At 59.8% G+C, this 20,284-nt stretch carries 20 protein-coding genes; all 20 read right to left on the bottom strand.

Annotated features, from left to right (window positions below; all coding sequences use genetic code 11):
* Window positions 1–82 precede the first annotated feature (82 nt).
* Window positions 83–1,216: an RIP metalloprotease RseP gene (gene rseP, locus K328_RS0103225; RefSeq protein ID WP_028464742.1), complete on the bottom strand. Its 1,134-nt coding sequence runs from the start codon at window positions 1,214–1,216 to the stop codon at window positions 83–85.
* A 43-nt stretch (window positions 1,217–1,259) separates the two neighbouring features.
* Window positions 1,260–2,510, bottom strand: a complete 1,251-nt coding sequence (locus tag K328_RS22345) for a 1-deoxy-D-xylulose-5-phosphate reductoisomerase (RefSeq protein ID WP_245577385.1) — start codon at window positions 2,508–2,510, stop codon at window positions 1,260–1,262.
* Window positions 2,511–2,516: 6 nt separating this feature from the next.
* The gene (locus K328_RS0103215) at window positions 2,517–3,404 is read right to left on the bottom strand and encodes a phosphatidate cytidylyltransferase (RefSeq protein WP_051284388.1); all 888 of its coding nucleotides are present in this window, start codon (window positions 3,402–3,404) and stop codon (window positions 2,517–2,519) included.
* A 7-nt stretch (window positions 3,405–3,411) separates the two neighbouring features.
* Window positions 3,412–4,143 (bottom strand): isoprenyl transferase, encoded by a 732-nt coding sequence (locus K328_RS0103210; RefSeq protein WP_028464740.1) that lies wholly within the window; start codon window positions 4,141–4,143, stop codon window positions 3,412–3,414.
* 3 nt (window positions 4,144–4,146) lie between these two features.
* A complete protein-coding gene (gene frr / locus K328_RS0103205; RefSeq protein WP_028464739.1) occupies window positions 4,147–4,707 on the bottom strand; it encodes a ribosome recycling factor in 561 nt (186 codons plus the stop codon).
* A gap of 3 nt (window positions 4,708–4,710) precedes the next feature.
* Complete coding sequence (pyrH, locus tag K328_RS0103200; RefSeq protein WP_028464738.1) at window positions 4,711–5,454, bottom strand: UMP kinase; 744 nt, start codon at window positions 5,452–5,454, stop codon at window positions 4,711–4,713.
* 49 nt (window positions 5,455–5,503) lie between these two features.
* The gene (gene tsf, locus K328_RS0103195; RefSeq protein WP_425411507.1) at window positions 5,504–6,451 is read right to left on the bottom strand and encodes a translation elongation factor Ts; all 948 of its coding nucleotides are present in this window, start codon (window positions 6,449–6,451) and stop codon (window positions 5,504–5,506) included.
* Between the two features lie 131 nt (window positions 6,452–6,582).
* On the bottom strand, window positions 6,583–7,446 hold the full coding sequence (gene rpsB / locus K328_RS0103190; RefSeq protein ID WP_028464736.1) for a 30S ribosomal protein S2: 864 nt from the start codon (window positions 7,444–7,446) through the stop codon (window positions 6,583–6,585).
* Window positions 7,447–7,616: 170 nt separating this feature from the next.
* Window positions 7,617–8,309 (bottom strand): nitrile hydratase subunit alpha, encoded by a 693-nt coding sequence (gene nthA / locus K328_RS0103185; RefSeq protein ID WP_028464735.1) that lies wholly within the window; start codon window positions 8,307–8,309, stop codon window positions 7,617–7,619.
* Window positions 8,306–8,620, bottom strand: a complete 315-nt coding sequence (locus K328_RS27070) for an SH3-like domain-containing protein (RefSeq protein ID WP_028464734.1) — start codon at window positions 8,618–8,620, stop codon at window positions 8,306–8,308. Before K328_RS27070 ends, nthA begins: the two co-directional genes overlap by 4 nt.
* Window positions 8,620–8,979 carry an SH3-like domain-containing protein gene (locus K328_RS27065; RefSeq protein ID WP_028464733.1) on the bottom strand — a complete coding sequence of 120 codons (360 nt, stop codon included), beginning with the start codon at window positions 8,977–8,979 and terminating at the stop codon, window positions 8,620–8,622. Before K328_RS27065 ends, K328_RS27070 begins: the two co-directional genes overlap by 1 nt.
* Window positions 8,980–9,050: 71 nt before the next feature.
* Entirely contained in the window at window positions 9,051–9,719 is a 669-nt protein-coding gene (locus tag K328_RS0103170; protein WP_028464732.1) for an O-methyltransferase, read from the bottom strand.
* Window positions 9,716–11,257, bottom strand: a complete 1,542-nt coding sequence (locus tag K328_RS0103165; protein WP_028464731.1) for a M81 family metallopeptidase — start codon at window positions 11,255–11,257, stop codon at window positions 9,716–9,718. The genes K328_RS0103170 and K328_RS0103165 overlap by 4 nt, the downstream gene beginning before the upstream one ends.
* A 70-nt stretch (window positions 11,258–11,327) precedes the next feature.
* Window positions 11,328–11,636 carry a hypothetical protein gene (locus K328_RS0103160; RefSeq protein ID WP_028464730.1) on the bottom strand — a complete coding sequence of 103 codons (309 nt, stop codon included), beginning with the start codon at window positions 11,634–11,636 and terminating at the stop codon, window positions 11,328–11,330.
* 14 nt (window positions 11,637–11,650) lie between these two features.
* Entirely contained in the window at window positions 11,651–15,148 is a 3,498-nt protein-coding gene (dnaE, locus tag K328_RS0103155) for a DNA polymerase III subunit alpha (protein WP_028464729.1), read from the bottom strand.
* A 106-nt stretch (window positions 15,149–15,254) separates the two neighbouring features.
* Window positions 15,255–16,004 carry an ABC transporter ATP-binding protein gene (locus tag K328_RS0103150; RefSeq protein ID WP_084608064.1) on the bottom strand — a complete coding sequence of 250 codons (750 nt, stop codon included), beginning with the start codon at window positions 16,002–16,004 and terminating at the stop codon, window positions 15,255–15,257.
* Window positions 15,997–17,241: a lipoprotein-releasing ABC transporter permease subunit gene (locus K328_RS0103145; RefSeq protein WP_028464727.1), complete on the bottom strand. Its 1,245-nt coding sequence runs from the start codon at window positions 17,239–17,241 to the stop codon at window positions 15,997–15,999. The genes K328_RS0103150 and K328_RS0103145 overlap by 8 nt, the downstream gene beginning before the upstream one ends.
* Before the next feature lie 26 nt (window positions 17,242–17,267).
* Window positions 17,268–18,587: a proline--tRNA ligase gene (proS, locus tag K328_RS0103140; RefSeq protein ID WP_028464726.1), complete on the bottom strand. Its 1,320-nt coding sequence runs from the start codon at window positions 18,585–18,587 to the stop codon at window positions 17,268–17,270.
* Between the two features lie 182 nt (window positions 18,588–18,769).
* The gene (locus tag K328_RS0103135; RefSeq protein ID WP_323795849.1) at window positions 18,770–19,291 is read right to left on the bottom strand and encodes a MarR family winged helix-turn-helix transcriptional regulator; all 522 of its coding nucleotides are present in this window, start codon (window positions 19,289–19,291) and stop codon (window positions 18,770–18,772) included.
* An 82-nt stretch (window positions 19,292–19,373) separates the two neighbouring features.
* Window positions 19,374–20,255: a 3-hydroxyisobutyrate dehydrogenase gene (gene mmsB, locus K328_RS0103130; protein WP_028464724.1), complete on the bottom strand. Its 882-nt coding sequence runs from the start codon at window positions 20,253–20,255 to the stop codon at window positions 19,374–19,376.
* Window positions 20,256–20,284 lie beyond the last annotated feature (29 nt).

Raw genomic sequence — 20,284 nt, 5'->3', positions numbered from 1 at the left:
GACTGGTTGGAACACGCATTAAACCTGTGATTCCGTTGATAATTCGAAAACTTACGGAGTGCTGCGTCCGGCATGCCCGGAGTCAGCCGAAAATCTCACCGATTTTCTGTACGAATGAATTGCTGACGATGTCATTCCAGGTGACGAACACCATGAGCGCTATGACCAGAGACAGACCCGCCACGGATGCATATTCCCTGAACCGCTCATTCAGGGGCCGGCCTCGAATCGCTTCTGCCGTGTAGAATACGAGATGACCGCCGTCGAGCACCGGGATCGGGAAAAGATTGATCAGGCCGAGATTGACGGAAAGCACTGCCATGAACCAGAAGGTCGTGTCCCACCCCTGCTTTGCCACTTCACCCGACATCTGAGCGATCTTGATCGGCCCGCCAAGTTCTTCCGTCCCACGGGAGCCTGTGATCATCTGGCCGACGGCGCGCAGCGTCTGCGCCGTCATGCTGTACGTCTCGACGGTCGCACTCCAGAGCGCGTCCAGCGGGCCATGCTTGATCATGGCGACATTGTTGCTGCGCACCCCAAGCTGACCGAACCTGAGCGCATTACCGAAGCGGTCCTCGGTGACGATCTCTTTCGGTGTGATGGTCAGGTTGAGTTCCGTCTCGCCACGCTGCACGATCATTGGCAGCGCCGTGCCGGGATTCTCTCGCACGACAAGCTGCAGATCTCCGAAACGGGTGACCTCGGTCCCGGCGATCTCCAGCACACGGTCTCCAGCCTCAAGCCCGGCAGCAGCGGCCGCACTGTCCGGCATGACCTCGTCGATCGTCGCCGGCGCATAGCGCTGGCCTACAACCATGAACAGACCCGCCAGAACGACAATTGCGAAAATAAAGTTCGCGGCCGGGCCGGCTGCAACGATGGCAATGCGCTGCGCGACGCTCTTGTAGTGGAAGGACACCGCCTTTTGGTCCGGCGTCATCTCTTCAAGGCCTTCGGAGGTGGCGCTGGCGGGATCCGCGTCGCCATACATCTTCACATAACCACCCAGCGGAATGGCCGAGACCTTCCAGCGGGTATCGTGCTTGTCGTTCCAGCCGAACAGCTCCGGCCCGAACCCGACAGAGAACACCTCAACCCGCACACCGTTGCGGCGCGCGACCCAGTAGTGCCCCATTTCATGGACGAAAACCAGAACCGTGAGGATCAGCAAAAATGGGATCAGGCTTCCAGCGAAACCGGTCAGAAATTCCATAGCGACGGCGATCCTCAGAACGAGTTGTTACGATTGGTTCTATTTAGAGACGCTTAGCGTCAATCTCAATGGCGCTCTTGGATATGAGCCCGTTTGTCGATGTTGGTCGGCCGCGCGAAATCAGCGCCCGGGCTTGAGCCCGGACGTCCAGATCAAGGGCGATCACATCATCGATTGTCCGCGGAATGCCGACGTTTACGGCCTGCAATGCCTCGCCGACAAGTTCCGCAATTCCCGTGAAAGTCAGACGCTTTTCCAGGAAGGCCTCAACGGCAATTTCGTTGGACGCATTCAGAATAGCGGGTTGCGCCCCGCCGACTCGCAAAGCGTCCCGCGCCAGAGCCAGAGCCGGGAAACGCTCCATGTCCGGCGCAAAGAAAGTCAGTTTGGCGATCTCGGTAAGGTCGAGCTTCTGGACAGTCGTCTCCATCCGCTCGGGCCAAGCCAGCGCGTAGGAAATCGGCGTTCGCATGTCCGGCATGCCGAGCTGCGCCAGCACCGAGCCGTCCGCGTAGGCCACCATGCTGTGTATGATCGACTGGGGGTGAACCAGAACATCGATCCGGTCCACGTCCAGATCAAACAGATGCGCGGCCTCGATGACCTCAAGACCCTTGTTCATCATGGTCGCGGAATCGACCGAGATCTTGGCACCCATGCTCCATTGCGGGTGCGCCACTGCTTCCTCGGGCGTCTTCAGGCCCATCTCCGCCAGGGACGCATTGCGGAACGGGCCGCCGGAGGCTGTCAGCACAATCTTGTCGATAGACTTGCGCCGGTGCTGCTCGAACACCTGAAAGATCGCGTTATGCTCGGAATCGACCGGCAGCAACGTGGCGCCCGAGGCCTCAACCTCGCGCATCATGATATCTCCGGCGGAAACCAGGCATTCCTTGTTTGCCAGAGCGACCGTCGCGCCCCGCCGGACCGCCGTCAGTGTCGGCAACAGGCCGGCGCATCCAACAATGGCAGCCATGACCCAATCGGACGGACGGGCAGCAGCCTCACAGACCGCCGCATCCCCGGCAGCAACCTCGATCCCGGTTCCGGACAAGGCAATCTTCAGGTCTGCATATGCATCCGGATCGGCAATCGCGACAAATCCGGGCTTCAGCATGCGCGCGAGTTCCGCCAAACGCTTGACGTTACGGCCACCAGTAAGGGCCGCGACGGAGAAACAATCCGGATTTGCCAGCAGCAAGTCCGCCGTACTGCCTCCGACGGAGCCTGTGGCACCGAGGATGGAGACAGACTTGCGTTGCTGATCCTGCATTTTGTCAGTCGTTTTCAGCATGTCGCCTTAGGGCCATGTCCAGAGCAGTATGCTCTTCCCGGAGAGAAGCATCAGGGCCGCCGCCAACGGCAGAACGGTGACCTGACCATCGACCCGGTCAAGTATGCCACCATGCCCCGGTATTAGGCGCCCGGAGTCCTTAACATTGAAATACCGCTTCAGGGCTGATTCGGCGAAGTCACCGGCTTGCGCGACGATGGCGATCACCGCCCCTGCGAGAGCCACAAGACCAGGCGCCTGCTCAAGGCTCAGCGCCAACAGTGCGCCGAAGCCCGCGCTTCCCGCCATTCCGCCGATAAGTCCCGCCCAGGTCTTGTTCGGGCTGACACGCGGCCAGATTTTCGGACCGCCAATGGTTCTACCGGCAGCGTAGGCTGCAACATCTGTGACAACCACCGAGAGCGCCAGCCAAAGGGCGGTTTCAAGCCCGAGATCAGGCATTTCCCTGACCCAGTAGATGGCGAATGCGGGGCAGAACGCGATGAGCAGGCCCGGCAGCAGCTTCAGTATCCAGGTTCCGGTCACCAAGCGAACCGCAGCTGCATAGATCAGCGGCAACGCGCCAAGCAGAAACAAGGACTCCGGTTGCTGGAGGCTACTAGCGGCCGCTCCAACGAGCACGGCAGCAGAAACCCCCGAAAGACGGCGCATCGTCGATGAGCTGTCCGGCGAGACCAGACTGCACCATTCCCACGCCATCGCGGCAGCCAGAAGCGCCACGAGAGCCAGAAAATAAAGCTCTCCAAGCCAGAACAGCAGGATGATAGGCGGCAGGATGACGAGCGATGAGACGACCCTCAGGACAAGTTCCCGCGAGCGTCCGGATAGAGCCGCGGGCTGCTTGGTTCCGGAGCCAACACCATCAGGCGCCGGGTCGTTAACTGGGCCCGGCATCCCCGGGTCAGCCGACGGCCGCGCCGAAGCGCCGGTCCCGCTGACAGAATTCGTCTATGGCTTCACTCAGTTGGTCCTTGCCGAAATCAGGCCACAGCGTCGGCAGGAACACGTACTCAGAATAGGCGCACTGCCAGAGCATGAAATTGGAGATACGCTTCTCTCCACTGGTACGGATCAGCAGATCCGGGTCGGGAATACCAACCGTCTCCAGCGTTTCACCAAACATCTGCTCGTTGATCTGATCAGGTTTCAGCGTCCCGTCGGCGACCAGTTGCGCCAGCCGGCGCGCCGTACCGGCGATCTCGTCACGACCGCCATAGCTCAGGGCGATCGTCAGTACCAGACGGTCGTTCGCCTTGGTCAGACCTTCAGCCTGATCGATCAATTTGACGATATCGCTATCCAGCCGCGCCCTGTCACCAATCACGCGGAACCTGACGCCCTTTTCATGCAGCTCAGCGATCTCACTCTTCAGATAGCGACGCAGCAGCCCCATAAGGTCGAGAACTTCCACCTTCGGCCGTTTCCAGTTCTCCGATGAGAACCCGAACAGCGTTAGATAGCCGATCCCGAGATCGATCGAGGCCTCGACGGTGCGTCGCACCGCTTCCGCGCCACGCTGATGGCCTACCGTACGTGGCAGCCCTCGCGCGTTCGCCCAACGGCCATTGCCATCCATAATGATGGCGATATGACGCGGGTGTTTTGGTTGATGTTGTGCGTCAGATTCAGCCATCGGTCAGACCTGCATGATCTCCTTTTCCTTGGACCCGAGCGCATCGTCGATACGGGAGACGAACTTGTCGGTCATCTCCTGCACCTCTTCTTCGTAGAGATGCTTTTCGTCCTGGGAAAGATCGCCGTCTTTTTCGGCTTTTTTAAGGCTGTCCATACCGTCGCGGCGCACGTTGCGCACGGCGATACGCGCAGACTCGGCATATTTCGCGGCAACCTTGGCAAGTTCCGCACGGCGCTCTTCGGAAAGATCCGGCAGCGGGATACGCAGCAACTGGCCGTCGACTTGCGGGTTAAGACCGAGATCGGACTCGCGAATGGCCTTCTCAACCGCTTTGGTCATGCTTTTGTCCCAGACCTGGACGGTCAGCATGCGCGGCTCCGGCACACCGACAGTGCCGACCTGATTGATCGGCATCTTGGAGCCATAGGCTTCGACCATGATCGGCTCCAGCAGATTAACTGATGCCCGGCCGGTTCGGAGCCCCTGGAATTCCTTGTCCAGAGCGGAAATTGCGCCATCCATGCGGCGCTTCAGATCGTCGAGATCGGGTCCTTCAGACATTTTCTATTCAGCCTTCTCGCTTATGATTGTGAAGGTACCGCGTCCGCGGATGACATCCGCAAAAGCTCCCACATTCTCTATCGAGAAGACAAGGATCGGAATACCATTCTCGCGAGCGAGCGAGATCGCCGATGCATCCATGACCCTGAGGTCCTTCGACAGAACATCCATATAGGTCAGATGATCATAGCGCACCGCATCCTTGGCGATAGCGGGATCGGCATCGTAGACGCCATCGACCTTGGTAGCCTTCAGCATCGCATCGCAGCCCATCTCGGAGGCCCGCAGCGCGGCAGCGGTATCGGTGGTGAAGAACGGGTTGCCGGTACCGGCGGCGAAAATCACCACACGGCGTTTTTCCATGTGGCGAACAGCCCGGCGGCGAATATATGGCTCCGCCACGGCGGAAATTGGCAGTGCGGACAACACCCGGCACTGAACACCGATGCCTTCGAGCGCACTCTGCATGGCAAGCGCGTTCATCACCGTCGCCAGCATGCCCATATAATCGGCGGTGGCCCGCTCCATCCCCTTGGCGGCAGCGGAGACGCCGCGGAAGATGTTCCCGCCGCCTATGACGACGCAGACTTCGCCGCCCAGGTCCCAAACGGATTTAATCTCGTTCGCGACCTGGGAGACCATTTCGGGATCAAGGCCGTAGGCCCGTTCGCCCATCAGGGCTTCACCCGATATTTTCATCAGAACCCGTTTATACTTGGGAGCCGGCGGCTCCTGACCTTGTTCGATCGCCGTCACGCTGCTCTCCCCTGTATAATTTCAGGTCCCATCCTGCCGATTAGCTGCCCAGTGTGGCTGCCACTTCGGCCGCAAAGTCTTCTTCTTCCTTTTCGATGCCTTCGCCAAGCACGAAATGACGGAAGCCGACCAGCTTCACCTCGGTACCGAGTTCCTTCGCGGCATTCTCAATGACTTTGGAGACCTTGTTCTCGTTGTCGATCACGAAGGTCTGCTCAAGCAGAACGACTTCCTGATAATACTTGCGGATCCGGCCCTCGACCATCTTCTGGGCGATCTCTTCCGTCTTACCAGAGGCTTTCGCCTGATCCACGAGAACGGCACGCTCACGTTCGACCAGCTCCGGATCGAGATCGTCGACGGAGAGGCTCTGCGGGGACGTCGCGGCGACATGCATGGCGAGCTGCTTGCCAAGCTCGGAGAGCTTGCCGGCGTCAGCAGATGATTCCAACGCGATCAGCACTCCGATCTTGCCGAGGCCCGGCACGACCGCGTTATGGACGTAGGGAACGACAACACCGTTGGAGACAGAGATCGTCGCGGCGCGGCGGATGCTCATGTTCTCGCCGATGGTGGCGATGTTGTGGGTCAACTGCTCTTCGACGGTGCGGCCGGTTTCCGGATAGGCAATGCCTTTCAGTGCGTCGACATCGTCGCCATTGGCAAGAACGAGGCCAGCAAGCGTTGATGCGAAACCCTGGAAATCAGCGTTGCGGGCAACGAAATCAGTTTCAGCATTGACCTCAATCAGAGCACCCTTGGTGCCTTCGGTCGCAACAGCGACCAGACCTTCGGCAGCCACGCGGCCGGACTTCTTGGCGGCAGCGGCAAGACCTTTGGTCCGCAGCCAGTCGATCGCGGCTTCGATATTGCCGTCGGTTTCGCCCAGCGCCTTCTTGCAATCCATCATGCCCGCGCCGGACTTTTCGCGCAGTTCCTTAACCATCGCAGCGGTGACAGCCATCGTCTTCCTCTTTTCGTTGCTCATGCCGTCCGTACCCCTGTCGAGGCCGGCGGGCCTGTCAAACAATCGTAACTTTTCGAACCTATCTCGTAACGGCGGCGGCCCCGCCCTCGCGTGCCGCCGCCATCACTATCAATCTAGCAAACCGGAGCGGTTTAGGCGCTTGCGGTTTCCGTCGGCGCCGCGTCAGCAGCCTTTTCGGCCGGTTCAGCAGCGACTTCCGCCGGGGCTTCAACAGCCGGCTCAGCAGCCGGAGCTTCAGCAACGGCTGCAACCACCGGCTCGACCGGAGCTTCTTCCGACTCGCCGACATCAACGCCGGAAGCCATCATTTCTTCCTGCAGGCCAGCGAGGACCGTGTTGCCAACCAGCTCGCAATAGAGCGAAACGGCGCGCATCGCATCGTCGTTACCCGGGATCGGATAGCTGATGCCCTTCGGGTCGCTGTTGCTGTCCAGAATGGCCACGACCGGAATACCCAGCGTGTTGGCTTCCTGAATGGCAAGCTGTTCCTTGTTGGTGTCGATCACGAACATGATGTCCGGAAGGCCACCCATTTCCTTGATGCCACCAAGGGAGCGATCAAGCTTCTCGCGCTCGCGGGACAGGTTGAGCTGCTCTTTCTTGGTCAGGCCCTGCATGCCTTCACCGAAGCGCTCTTCCAGCTCTTTCAAGCGGCGGATCGAGTTGGAAATGGTTTTCCAGTTGGTCAGCATGCCGCCGAGCCAACGGTGATTGACGTAATACTGACCGGTCTTGGACGCGGTCTCGGCAATCACGTCAGCAGCCTGGCGCTTGGTGCCGACCATGAGCACGCGGCCACCGGATGCGGTGACGTCGCGGATCGCGGACAGAGCGCGATACAGAAGCGGAACCGTCTGCTGCAGGTCGAGAATGTGAACATTGTTGCGAACGCCAAAGATGTACTCTTCCATCTTCGGGTTCCAGCGGCGCGTGTGGTGGCCGAAATGGACACCAGCTTCAAGCAGCTGGCGCATTGTAAACGTAGGAACGCTCATCTTTCCGTCTTTCTCCGGTTATGCCTCCACGGGTTTTGCCCAGGCACCTGCCCGGACACCGGAGCGCTGCGCCGGGATGTCTCCCCGACACCGCGCACACCCGTGTGCGTGATGAATGCGCGGTTTCTAATGCGTGCGCGAGATAATTGCAAGGGGGCAGACGCAGGGGATCAGACAGTTACTTCCGTCACCCCGATCATCGAATCCCGATGCACAAGGGCGGCAAGCGCTTCCTCGCTCATGCCGTCCGTCCCAGCGGGACGCATCGGGAGCACGAAATAACGCATGTCCGCCGTGCTGTCGTGGACCCGAACCTCGCGGTTATCCGCGATCTCCGTGCCGAATTCACGGAGCACGGCACGCGGTTCACGCACAACGCGGGAGCGGTACGAGCGGCTCTTGTACCAGTCCGGCGGGATACCGAGGATCCAGCGCGGATAACAGGAGCACAGTGTGCAAACGACGACATTGTGCACCTCCGGCGTATTCTCCAGCACGATCAACTTCATCGGGCCTATATCGTGCCCGACCTCGGCGATCGCCTCTTTCGGGCTCGCGATCAGCCGCTTCTTGAATTCCGGGTCCGTCCAGGCCCGGGCGACAACAAGCGCCCCGTTGGCCGGACTGCGGGCATCCATCGCCTCGATCTCGGCGCGGATATCGTCCGCCGTCACCAGGCCCTTGTCGATCATCAGCTCTCGCACCGCCTCTTCCATCAGGCGGTAATAGGTCATGCTGTCGTCCTGATCGGCCCTGTGCGGATGATGATGTTCCGGATCGTAGGGATGCAGGTGGTCGTGGTCATGATCGTGGTGATGATGATGTCCGTGATCGTGGCCCTGATCGTCATGCCCGGTGCTCATGCCGTTTCTCCTTCAGATCCCTCGGCCTGGTCGAGCCAGAACTCGAAGATCTCGATGTCGATTTTATCGTCCTCATGGCCTTCGTAATCCGACCAGAGGTCCTTCTGACGGAAGCGCACCCGGTAGAGCGGTATTTCAGGCGCGCCATCACGTCCGAAAGCCAGTTCCTCAGGATTGCGGAAAGCGCCGCAGATCCGCTCCACAACACCGGCATGCCCGCGCACATAATACGGCGTGCGGATATGGCTCGGCGGGGTCGGCGGGAACTGCTTGTGGACCCGGACCCGGTCGCCGACCGCGAAGCGTGCCATCAGCAGCCTCCTCCGGCACTGCCTTCCGGCATGACGCCATCCGGATAGCGCGCCCGCACTTCTTCCATCTTGGCGCCAAGCTCGTCCGCGGTGAACACGCCCCGCTCCAGCAGGGTGTTGGTCACGGAAGAGATCCAGCGCTCGTAATAGGTCATGTCGTCATAGGCACTTGGCGGCAAGGCCTCGATGCCTTTGCGCAACTGATCCACCGTCATCAGCTTCAGCCGGTTCGTGCAGATCATCATCAAGGCATCGACGCGCTTTTCCCAAAGCGCGTAATCATGTTCGTCCCGGTTGATCTCGCCAGCCGGAAGGCCGCCCATGTCATGATGGCCGCGCGCGGTAAAATCCCGTTCCATCGCAGCTCCTCCCTCTCAGTATGCAGAGGTCATGCTGGCCAATGTAAGCATGGATCGCAAGCCCATCCGGATCACGGTTTCACAAGGCAAATCGCCAGCCCGTCATAGCCTTTCGAGCCGACGATCTGCAGCGCCGTCGCATCCACCCGGGGATCGGCCTTGATCATCGCGATCACCTTGCGCACGCCCTGGACATCCAGGTCGCTTGTCGCAGCTTCCAGCACCTGCCCGCCCCGGACCACATTATCGACCAGGATCACGCCACCCGGACGGACCAGTTTCAGGGCCCATTCGAAATAACCGGGATTGTTCTTCTTGTCGGCATCGATGAAGACGAGATCGAACGGCCCGACGCCATCCGCCTCGACACCCGGCAGACTATCGAGCGCCGCGCCGACGCGCACCTCGATCATGTCCTGATACCCGGCATCCCGAAAGTTGGCGCGCGCCACTTCGGCATGCAAGGGCTCGAATTCCAGCGTCACCACCTTGCCATCGACCGGAAGCGCGCTGGCGAACCAGAGCGTGCTGTAGCCGCCGAGCGTGCCCACTTCGAGCACCTTCTTCGCCCCGATCATCCGGGCAATCAGGTGCAGGAACTTGCCCTGATTGGCCGAGACGCTGATGGCTGGCAGATTTGAGGCATCGCTCGCATCCAGCGCTTTCTGGAAGCCCGCCTGCTCGGGCACCAGTTCCGCCGTAAAATAATCGTCGACGGCGTTCCAGGTCTCTCTACTCATGCTTGGCTCCGGTCCCAGGTGGCGGCATCCCCATCGACGGGGAAGAAAGGCCGCTGAACATATTTCCAGTCGAAATTGGCGAGGTTCGGCGAGGTCAGCCCAGGCACGTCCACTTCCACGACCCGCTCCGGTGGGAACATGTGGGCGTAACCGGCGCGGAAATGCCCGCGCGACTTGACCACAATGCAGCGCTCAGCGGCGGCATCAATTCCGAACGCGGTGAGATAATCCGGTGACAGGCACTGGGTCCGCTTCGTGATGCAGACGATCTTTATCCCGCCGACCTGCAACACTGCGGTGTCCCCGAGGTCCGTCGTCTTGCCCTCGACCATGCCGTAATTGCCTACAAAAACTCCGTCGGAGAGATGCAGCACCTCGGCGGTCACGTCGAGCTTGTCGGAGAAGCTGTTGTCTTCCTCGCTGTTCAGCGTGACGTCGATCGTCGCCCCTATACCGGCAGCCTTGGCAGCCCGGACCGCCGCCGGGTCGAAGAACACCGCGAAGGTGCAGCCGGTCACCCCGGCATTGAGGAATGACTTCAGAATGTAAGTCGTGTTTCCGCGCCCGCCGCCGCCGGGATTGTCCGCCGGGTCCGCGAACAGGATCGGCTCGCGGGAGGCATCCGCGCTGACCGCTTTCCCCAATGCAGTCGCGTCTTCCAGCGACATCATCTTCGGCACGTAGCGCCCCTTGTCCTTCCAGGCTGCGTCGGCCAGATCGGTCGCCACGCGCTTGGCGTCCGTAGCGTCTCCCCGGGTGGTGACGATCACCGTCATGCCGTTCTTCGGCGTGTCGCAGAAGGCGAAGCCGGAAAGGCAGGTCACGTTCATCACACTGGCATCGAGCTTGGTCTGCCCAAGCCGAATCAGATCACCATAAGGGTGCCCTTCTGCCGTCAGTTGGGTGACGGACGGCGCCACCAGCGGCAGCCGGACGCGATAGGAAGCCGTCTCGACCCCGTCGAACATCTCCAGCATGGCTTTTGCCGCCTCGCAGCCCCGCTCATAGAGATCGACATGCGGGTTGGTGATGTAGCCGATCATCAGATCGGTCGCTTCCATCATCTCCTCGGAGACGTTGGCATGCAGGTCCAGCGTCGCGATCACCGGCACGTCCGGCCCGACGACATCACGCACCAGTTTAAACACCTCTCCGTCCGGATCATGGGTGTGGGTCGCGCAGGCGCCGCCATGCTCGCAGATATAAACGCCATCCACCTTGCCACCAGCTTCCAATTCCGCTTTCAGCTCGGCCAGAAATTCGTTGAAGAACGCTTCCTCGACCGGCCCAGCCGGACATGAGCCGATCACCAGGGCCGGCACCGGCTCCCATCCGGCGGGACCACCGAATTTATCGTCCATGATGTCGTAAAACCCGCAGATCCCGAGATGGATCGAGGGATGCTCGGCCCGCGCCTGGCGGTCGATATCCGCTCCCTTGAACCACATGTTTTCTTCGAAATCGGGGCGGGAACAGGTCGGGGCGAAGCGATTGGATTCAAGATTGAAACCGCAAATCGCGATACGTTTCTTGCTCATGAAATACCGGTCCGGAGGCGGTGGGTGTCAGAGACGGGAAAAGCAGCCTAGGACTCTCGACCTCCGATGCCTACCCCCCGGACGTCATTTGTGAATTGCAGAAATCCTGCAAATCACGCGCATATCCCGGATAACAGGCACCGTCCTCAACGAAACACAGCTCGACCGTCCGTTTCCTGTTGGCCTGCTGGTCCGCGAGGTTCATCAGATTCTGCAGGTCGATGCCGAACCTGTGCTGCTCAATCCTGCGTTCCGCCGAGAAACAGCGACCAGACATAGTGTTCTCTTCCCATAGAGAATAGAGCCCGTACCCGGCGCAAAAAGTCACCACGGCCCCACCAACCAGAAACAGCACCTTCTGAACAAGCGCATCAAACATGGTGTCGCTCCGGATCAGATATCCCGGGCGTCAACGATGCCCGGCAGTGACTTGATCGCCGCCCGGAAATTGGGAGAAATCGTATAAGTCCTGGCAAGTGCCACTTCGACCTCCTCGTTATCCGTGTCGACCACCAGCTTGACCTTACCCCGCCCCGGCTTTTCCTTGGAGATCATCTCGCAGATATGCGGGATCGGGTCCTTGTCCCGCAGATAGATCTTGAGGCCCGCCGCCGTCCCGGAGACCGCCTTGTCCAGCGCCTCGATACGGGAGACGGTAAGGCGGATGCCCTCGTCCTCGATCTTCGCATCGGCTTTGACCAGCAATGACTGACCCGCTTCCAGCAAGTCACGATTGACCGCAAGAACCTCGGAAAAGACCGTGACTTCGGTGACGCCCGCCTGATCGGTGAGCTGGACGAAGGCATACCGGTTGCCCCGGCTCGACGTGCGCACGCGGGAGCCGACAACGATCCCGGCGAGAATGATCCGGGCCGAATTGCCCTTCGCTTTCACAGTCGCGACAATCTGGTCTGAACGGACAACGCCAAGCCGCTCCAGCGATGCACCGTAAGCATCGAGCGGATGCGCCGAGAGGTAGAAGCCGATGGCGTCGAACTCTTCCTTCAGACGCTCCATCGCCGGCCAGTCGAGCCGGTCCGCCAGCGCGATATCCGGCTCGGACTCTCCCCCGGAACCGCCGAACATACTGACCTGGTCCGAGCTGCGTTCCGCCGCCGCCGCATTGGCATGGCGCATGATTTTCTCAACGCTTTCAAACAGCTGCCCCCGGTTCATTGTCAGACAATCGAAACCGCCTGCCCGAACCAGGTTTTCCATCAGCCGTTTGTTCACCACCGAGCCGTCGATCCGGCTTGCGAACTCGTTGATCGACTTGTAGGGGCCGTTTTCCGTGCGCTCCTTGATCAGCGCCTCCATGGCGCCCTCGCCGACATTCTTGATGGCCGTCAGCGCATAGCGGATCGCAAGCTCGCCGTTCGGGCCGATTTCCGGCACGAAATCGACGAAGGATTTGTTGATGTCCGGGCCGAGCAGATCGATACCGAGGCGCTGAATTTCCTGCCGGAAGACATTCAGCTTGTCCGTATTGTTCATGTCGTAGGTCATGGACGCAGCCAGGAACTCGACCGGGTAATTCGCCTTGAGATAGGCCGTGTGATAGGCGACCAGCGCATAGGCTGCTGCGTGACTCTTGTTGAAGCCGTAACCGGCGAAAGCGGCGATCTGGTCGAAAATTTCCGACGCCTTCTCGGCCTTCACCTTCTGCTCGACGGCCCCCTTCACGAAAGTCTCGCGCTGGGCGTCCATCTCTTCCTTGATCTTCTTACCCATGGCGCGACGCAGAAGGTCGGCGCCGCCGAGCGTGTATCCTGAAAGCCTCTGGGCCGCCTGCTGCACCTGCTCCTGGTAGATCATGATGCCGAAGGTTTCCTTCAGCACCGGCTCCAGCACCGGGTGCATGTAATCCGGCTGCTCTTCTCCGTGCTTGCAGGCGATATATTTCGGAATGTTCGCCATCGGGCCCGGACGGTATAGGGCGACGAGCGCGATGATATCCTCGAAACGGTCAGGTTTCATCCGGCGCAGCACGTCCCGCATGCCGGTACTTTCAAGCTGGAACACGCCGGTCGACTCCGCCCGCCCCAGCATCTCGTATGTCGGCCTGTCATCCAGCGGAACCTGCGAGAGGTCGATATTGATATCCCGACGCTTCAGCAAATCGACCGCATTCTGCAAGACCGAGAGCGTTTTCAGGCCAAGAAAATCGAATTTCACCAGGCCTGCTTGTTCCACCCATTTCATGTTGAACTGGGTCGCCGGCATGTCCGAGTTCGGGTCCTGATAGAGCGCAACCAGCTCATGCAGCGGCCGGTCGCCGATCACCACACCTGCAGCGTGAGTCGAGGCGTTCCGATACAATCCTTCAAGCTGCAGGCTGATCCGGATCAGCTCGCCAACCTCTTCGTCCTCTTTTTGCTGACGGCGGAGCTCCGGCTCGACATCCAGCGCCTCGGCAAGCGTAACCGGGTTGGCTGGGTTGTTCGGGACCAGTTTGCAGATCCGGTCGACCTGACCGTACGGCATTTCCAGCACCCGGCCGACATCGCGCAAGGCAGCGCGGGCCTGCAGTTTACCGAAGGTTATGATCTGGGCGACTTTGTCCCGGCCATAACGCTGCTGCACATACTCGATCACCTCGCCACGACGGTCCTGACAAAAATCGATATCAAAGTCAGGCATCGAGACACGTTCCGGATTGAGGAAACGTTCGAACAGCAATCCCCAGCGCAACGGATCAAGGTCAGTAATATCCAGCGAATACGCCACCAGAGAGCCAGCACCGGAACCACGGCCCGGCCCGACCGGAATGGTTCGGTCCTTGGCCCACCGGATGAAGTCGGCAACGATCAGGAAGTAGCCGGGAAATCCCATCTGCTCGATGATGCCGAGCTCGAACTCAAGCCGCTCATGATAGGGTTTTGCCGCTTCGGCCCGAGCGGCCTCGTCCATGCCTTCGGTAAAGACATGGGCTTCCAGACGCTTTTTCAGGCCCTCTTCGGACTGTGCTTTCAGCTCCTCCGCCTCGTTACGGCCCCCGACCGTATCGAAAGGCGGCAGGATCGGCGCCAGCTTCTCTGGCATGAAGCTGCACCGCCGGGCGATCACCAGCGTGTTGTCGGCGGCCTCCGGCAGATCGGAGAACAGCTCCCGCATCTCCTCGGCACTTTTGAACCGATGGTGCGGCGTAACGCGGCGGCGGTTCGGATTGCCGATCACCGTGCGCCCGGCAATGCACAGCAGCGCGTCATGCGCCTCATACATGGCTTCGGTCGCAAACATGCATTCGTTGGTAGCGACAAGCGGGATGTCGTGCTTGTAGGCGAGGTCGAGGAAAGGCGCTTCGGTGCGTCTTTCAGGATCGGTGAAATGACGCTGGATTTCGACATACAGCCGATCACCGAACAGCGCTTTCAGATCCAGCAGCGCGGTTTCCGCCTCTTCCGCGCGGTTATCCAGCAAAAGCCGTCCGACCTTCCCTTCCGGCCCGCCGGTCAGTGCGATCAAACCGTCACTCCGTCCTTCCAGATCCTCGAACGGTATCTGTGGGGACTCGCCCGGGTCGGTCTTGGTGAAGGACCGGCTGATCAAATCCATCAGATTGCGATAGCCAGAATCGGTTTGGGCAATCAGCACGATCTGATCGGTCTGGTTCGGAGTGTGGGCCGTGCCGCCGACAACCTTGAGACCGCTGCGCGGCTCCGTATCTGGTCGACGGATGGCGATCTGCGCACCAACAATGGGCTGCACACCCGCGCCGGAAGCTGTCACCGCGAATTCGAGCGCGCCGAACAGATTCCCGCTGTCGGTCATCGCCACCGCCGGCATCGCGTTCTTGGTGGCGAGCGAAACCAGCTCCTTGCCCTTGATCGCACCTTCGGCGAGCGAATAGGCGGAATGGACGCGGAGATGGACAAAATCAGCGTGAGACATGCGGCCCTCTTAACAGCAGGTCTGCGATTGTTTCACAGCGCTGCGGGAGCGTCAGCATGAACAACAGACGAACACCTGATTTTCACTCATAAAAAACTGATATTACTTACTTAATTGATTTTAGAGTACCGTCCCGCAATTCCACGATCCGGTCCATGGAGCGGGCGATCTCAAGGTTGTGTGTGGCGATCAGAGCTGCGATTCCCGTCGCCGAAATGATCCGGCGGAGCTGCTTGAAAACCTCTTCTGCGGTATGCGGATCGAGGTTACCCGTAGGCTCGTCGGCCAAGAGTACAGCCGGTACATTCGCAATGGAGCGGACGATGGCGACCCGCTGCTGCTCACCACCCGACAGTTTCGCCGGACGGTGGGTTTCGCGATTTTCCAGACCGACCAGCTCAAGCAATTGCCGGGCACGGTCCCGCGCCTCACTTTTCGACAGGCCAGAGATCAGTTGCGGCATCATCACATTCTCAAGCGCCGAGAATTCCGGCAGCAAGTGATGGAACTGATAGACGAAGCCGATACCGTCGCGACGGATCCGTGTGCGCTCGGCTTCGCTTGCCTGGCTGCAATACTCACCCTGGAAGATGACTTCCCCGGTGCTCGGCGGCTCCAGCAGGCCTGCGATATGCAGCAGCGTCGATTTGCCCGCACCCGACGGACCGACCAGCGCCGTCACCTCGCCTGCCTTGAGACTGAGATCGATATCGCGCAGAACCGTGAGGGTTCCTCCTGCCTCCTTGAAGCTGCGGGAAACGCCGCGCAGCTCGAGTACGGCATCGCTTGTCGCACCGCCGCGCGCAATGCGCTCGATCTCCGACATCTTTTGCCCGTCCGGCCCCGCATCACTCATAGCGAAGCGCCTCCACCGGATCGAGCCGAGACGCGCGCCAGGCCGGATAGATTGTCGCGGCGAAGGACAGGAACAGCGCCATGGAAACCACGGTAATCACTTCGAGGGCGTCGACTTCGGCCGGAAGCTTCGACAGAAAATAGATCTCCGCCGAGAACAGTTCGGTTCCTGTCAGACTCTGCAGGGCTTGCCGGATGGTTTCGATATTGTCGCAGAAAACCAGCCCGAGGATGGTTCCGCCAATCGTTCCGATCACACCGATGCTGGCCCCGGACATGAAGAAAATCCGCATCACCATGCCCTTGGATGCCCCCATGGTGCGCAGGATAGCGATATCCCGCCCCTTGTCCTTCACCAGCATGATCATCGAGGAGATGATGTTGAAAGCGGCGACCAAAATTATCAGCGTCAGGATCAGGAACATGACGTTCCGTTCGACTTCCAGCGCATTGAAAAAGCTGGAATTTTGCTGTTTCCAGTCGAGTGAGTAATTTTCTGCACCAATCACCTTGCGGAGTGGCAGCCGGACAGCGTCAACCTGTTGTGGATCGCTTACCATCACCTCAACCGCGTTCACGGCATCGCCACTCTTGAAGAAGGTCTGCGCGGCCTTCAGCGGCATATAGATGAAGGTGTTGTCGTATTCATACATGCCGACATTGAACAGGGCCGCGACCGTGAAGGCGCGCATCCGCGGCACGCTGCCGATCACCGTTGTCGTCGTGCTGGGCGATATCAGCGTGATCTTGTCACCCACCCCAACCCGGAGACGACGCGCCAGCCGGGCGCCCATGATCACGCCGCTCTTGCCACTGAATTCCTCCAGCGATCCGGCAATGATATTGTCGGGAACGATCTGCCGGCTGAGCAGTGCACTGGCCCGGAGACCGCGCACCAGAGCGCCAGAGGCGATGCCGTTCGCCATCGCCATGACTTGGCCCTCGAGCTGCGGTGTGACCGTCAGCACGCCCGGTATTTCGCCGATCCTGACCGCGAGATCGTCGAACCCCTGGATCGGTGCGCCCTTGCTGTAGACCGACATATGGCCGTTGAGACCGAGAATCCGACCGACCAGCTCTGCCCGGAAGCCGTTCATCACCGACATGACGATGATCAGGGTCGCCACCCCAAGGCCGATACCGAGCAGGGAAAAACCCGCGATGACGGAGATAAAGCCTTCCTGGCGGCGGGAGCGCAGATACCGCATGGCGACCATGCGCTCAAAAATGCCGAACATTAAGAACCCCTTAGAACCGGACCCATTCAGGAAGCAAATCTGTTCAGGACAGCTTCCGGTGTCATTTCCTCGACCTCGCCGCTCTTGCGGTTCTTCACCTCGACCACACCGGACTTCAGCCCGCGCGGTCCGACAAGGATCTGCCACGGCACGCCGATAAGATCGAGATTGGCCATCTTCGCGCCAGGACGCTCGTCCCGATCATCGATCAACGTCTCGATACCAGCCGCCGCGAGCTTGGCATATAGGTCCTCGCAGACCGTTGTGCATCCCTCGTCATCGGTTTTCAGATTGGCTATGCCAACCGTGAAGGGAGCGACCTGCTCCGGCCAGATGATGCCCTTGTCGTCGTGGCTCGCTTCGATGATCGCACCGACCAGCCGGGATACCCCGACTCCATAGGAGCCCATATGCACCGGCACGTCCCCGCCTTCCGGCGCCGAGACCGTAGCCCCCAGCGGTTCCGAGTACTTGGTGCCGAAATAGAAGATCTGGCCGACCTCGATACCCCGGCGTTCCTTCAGGTTTTCCTCGGGCACCGGTGCCTCGCCCGGAACGTGCTTCTCGTCAGTCGCGGCATAGAGTGACGTATAGCGCTCGACGATACCGGTCACTGCGTCCATGTCCGCGTAATCCACGGTCATGTTGGCGAAATCCTGCTTCTCCCAAGCTTGATCGTAGAACACACCGCTTTCGCCCGTATCGGCAAGGACGATGAATTCATGCGAGAGATCACCACCGATCGGGCCGGTATCGGCTTTCATCGGAATCGCGCTAAGTCCCATGCGGGCATAGGTCTTCAGGTAGGCGACGAACATCTTGTTGTAGGAATCGACTGCGCCTTCATAGGTCGTGTCAAAGGAGTAATTATCCTTCATCAGGAATTCACGTCCGCGCATCACGCCAAACCGGGGGCGCACCTCGTCCCGGAACTTCCACTGGATGTGATAGAGCATCAGCGGCAGCGCCTTGTAGCTGCGCACATGGGTCCGGAAGATGTCGGTGATCAGTTCCTCGTTGGTCGGCCCGTAGAGCATGTCGCGCCCGTGCCGGTCCTCGATCCGCAGCATTTCCTTGCCGTAATCGTCGTACCGGCCGCTTTCGCGCCAGAGATCCGCAGACTGGATGGTCGGCATCAGGACTTCCTGAGCACCGGCCGCGTCCTGTTCCTCGCGAACGATCTGCTCGATCTTGCGCAAGACCTTGTGGCCGAGCGGAAGCCAGGAATAAATCCCGGCACTGGCCTGCTGAATCATCCCCGCGCGCAGCATCAGGCGGTGGGAGACGATCTGCGCCTCCTTAGGATTTTCGCGCAGCGTGGGCAGAAAATAAGCGGAAAGACGCATGGAATCCTCTGTGGTCTGGAAGTCTTATCCCTGACCGCACGTGGCGGCACAACAGGGCGGCAAAGCGCCGCGACACTCTATGGAAAGGCTTTTCGGCTGTCCAAACGAAAACGCGGCCGGAAAGCCGGCCGCGTGTTCGTTTGTTTTGTCGACATTCCGGGGATGCCTGAACTGCCCTGGCATCAACCTGGCGGCATACCGCCTCGGATGCCGAAATTGAGAAGCCCCATCCAGAAGCGCTCGAGCTCACGGTAAACCGTGCTCGACTCAGTCAACCGTTCGGGACTTCCGCCGGTTTCTCCGAGAGCTGCAGCATGACGATCAAACATTTCGGTAACAAAGCCGCAGAGTTCCAGCCCCTTATCGGAGAGTTTCACCCTGATCGAGCGTCGGTCATGCGCGGATCGCTCCTGCGCGAGATAACCGTTCTCAACCATTTTGCGGACGTTGTAGGAAACGTTCGAGCCGAGATAATAACCCCGGTTCGTAAGCTCCCCGACCGTCAGTTCCTCGTCCCCGATATTGAACAATATCAAGGCTTGGATGTTGTTGATGTCTTCGATCCCCTTCCGGTCGAGCTCCATCTTCACAACTTCAAGAAATTGCCTGTGAAGACGCTCGATCAGTTTGATCGCTTCCAAGTACTCGTTTTTGATCGCGGAAGGGTCCGCCGTATTCCGGTCCGGTGTCGTCACGCCCGACATAAGCCTCCGAACTCCAATATTAGGTATGAATTCGATACAATAGTGCTCGTTCTTGTAGCGTCAAAAAGACGTAACACGCAACCTAATTGCCGCGAAGTTTCTTGAAGACAGCAGAGAAATCGAGTGCGCCATTACCCTCTGAGACGAAGTTTCCGTAGAATTCCGCCGCCTTTTTCCCCATAGGGGTTGTGGCTTTGGCAGATTCCGCGGCCTGTTGCGCCAGGTCGAGATCCTTCAACATCATGGCTGCGCTGAAGCCAGCCTGGTACTCCCGATTCGCCGGAGACGTCGGAACCGGACCCGGAACAGGGCAATAACTGGTCATCGCCCAGCACTGTCCGGAAGACTTCGAGCTGATATCGAAGAGCTTCTGACGATCAAGGCCGAGCTTGTCCGCAAGGGCGAAAGCTTCGGATACGGCAATCATGGAAATGCCGAGCACCATGTTGTTACAAATCTTTGCGGCCTGACCGCTTCCGCTGCCGCCAGCATGGACAATCGTCGCGCCCATAACTTTGAGGAATGGGCTGGCACGCTCGAACGCCGCATCGTCGCCGCCGACCATGAAAGTCAGCGTGCCGGCTTCAGCCCCGCCCGTCCCGCCGGAAACCGGCGCATCCAGCATCGGAAAGCCTTTGGCCGCCGCGTCTGCCGCGACAGCACGCGAGGTATCGACGTCGATGGTCGAACAATCGATGAAGAACGTCCCCGGAGCCGCGTTCGGGAACACACTTTCCTCATAAACCGCCCGGACATGTTTGCCCGCCGGCAACATGGTGACCACCACTTCGGCGCCGCTCACCGCTTCGGCGGCGCTTGCTGCAGCGGTTCCGCCAGCAGCTGTCAGCTTTTCCAGACTCTCTGAAGAGAGGTCAAAACCGCGCACTGCATGGCCCGCGCCGAGCAGATTCTTGGCCATCGGCAGGCCCATATTGCCAAGCCCGATAAATGCGATGGTGGTCATGTGTTAGCTCCCTCGTCCCTATTGTTTTC

This window comes from Nisaea denitrificans DSM 18348 (genome assembly GCF_000426505.1).
GTDB lineage: Bacteria > Pseudomonadota > Alphaproteobacteria > Thalassobaculales > Thalassobaculaceae > Nisaea > Nisaea denitrificans.
The sequence above is the reverse complement of the archived record's forward strand: the minus strand, read 5'-3'. Positions and strand labels throughout refer to the sequence as shown.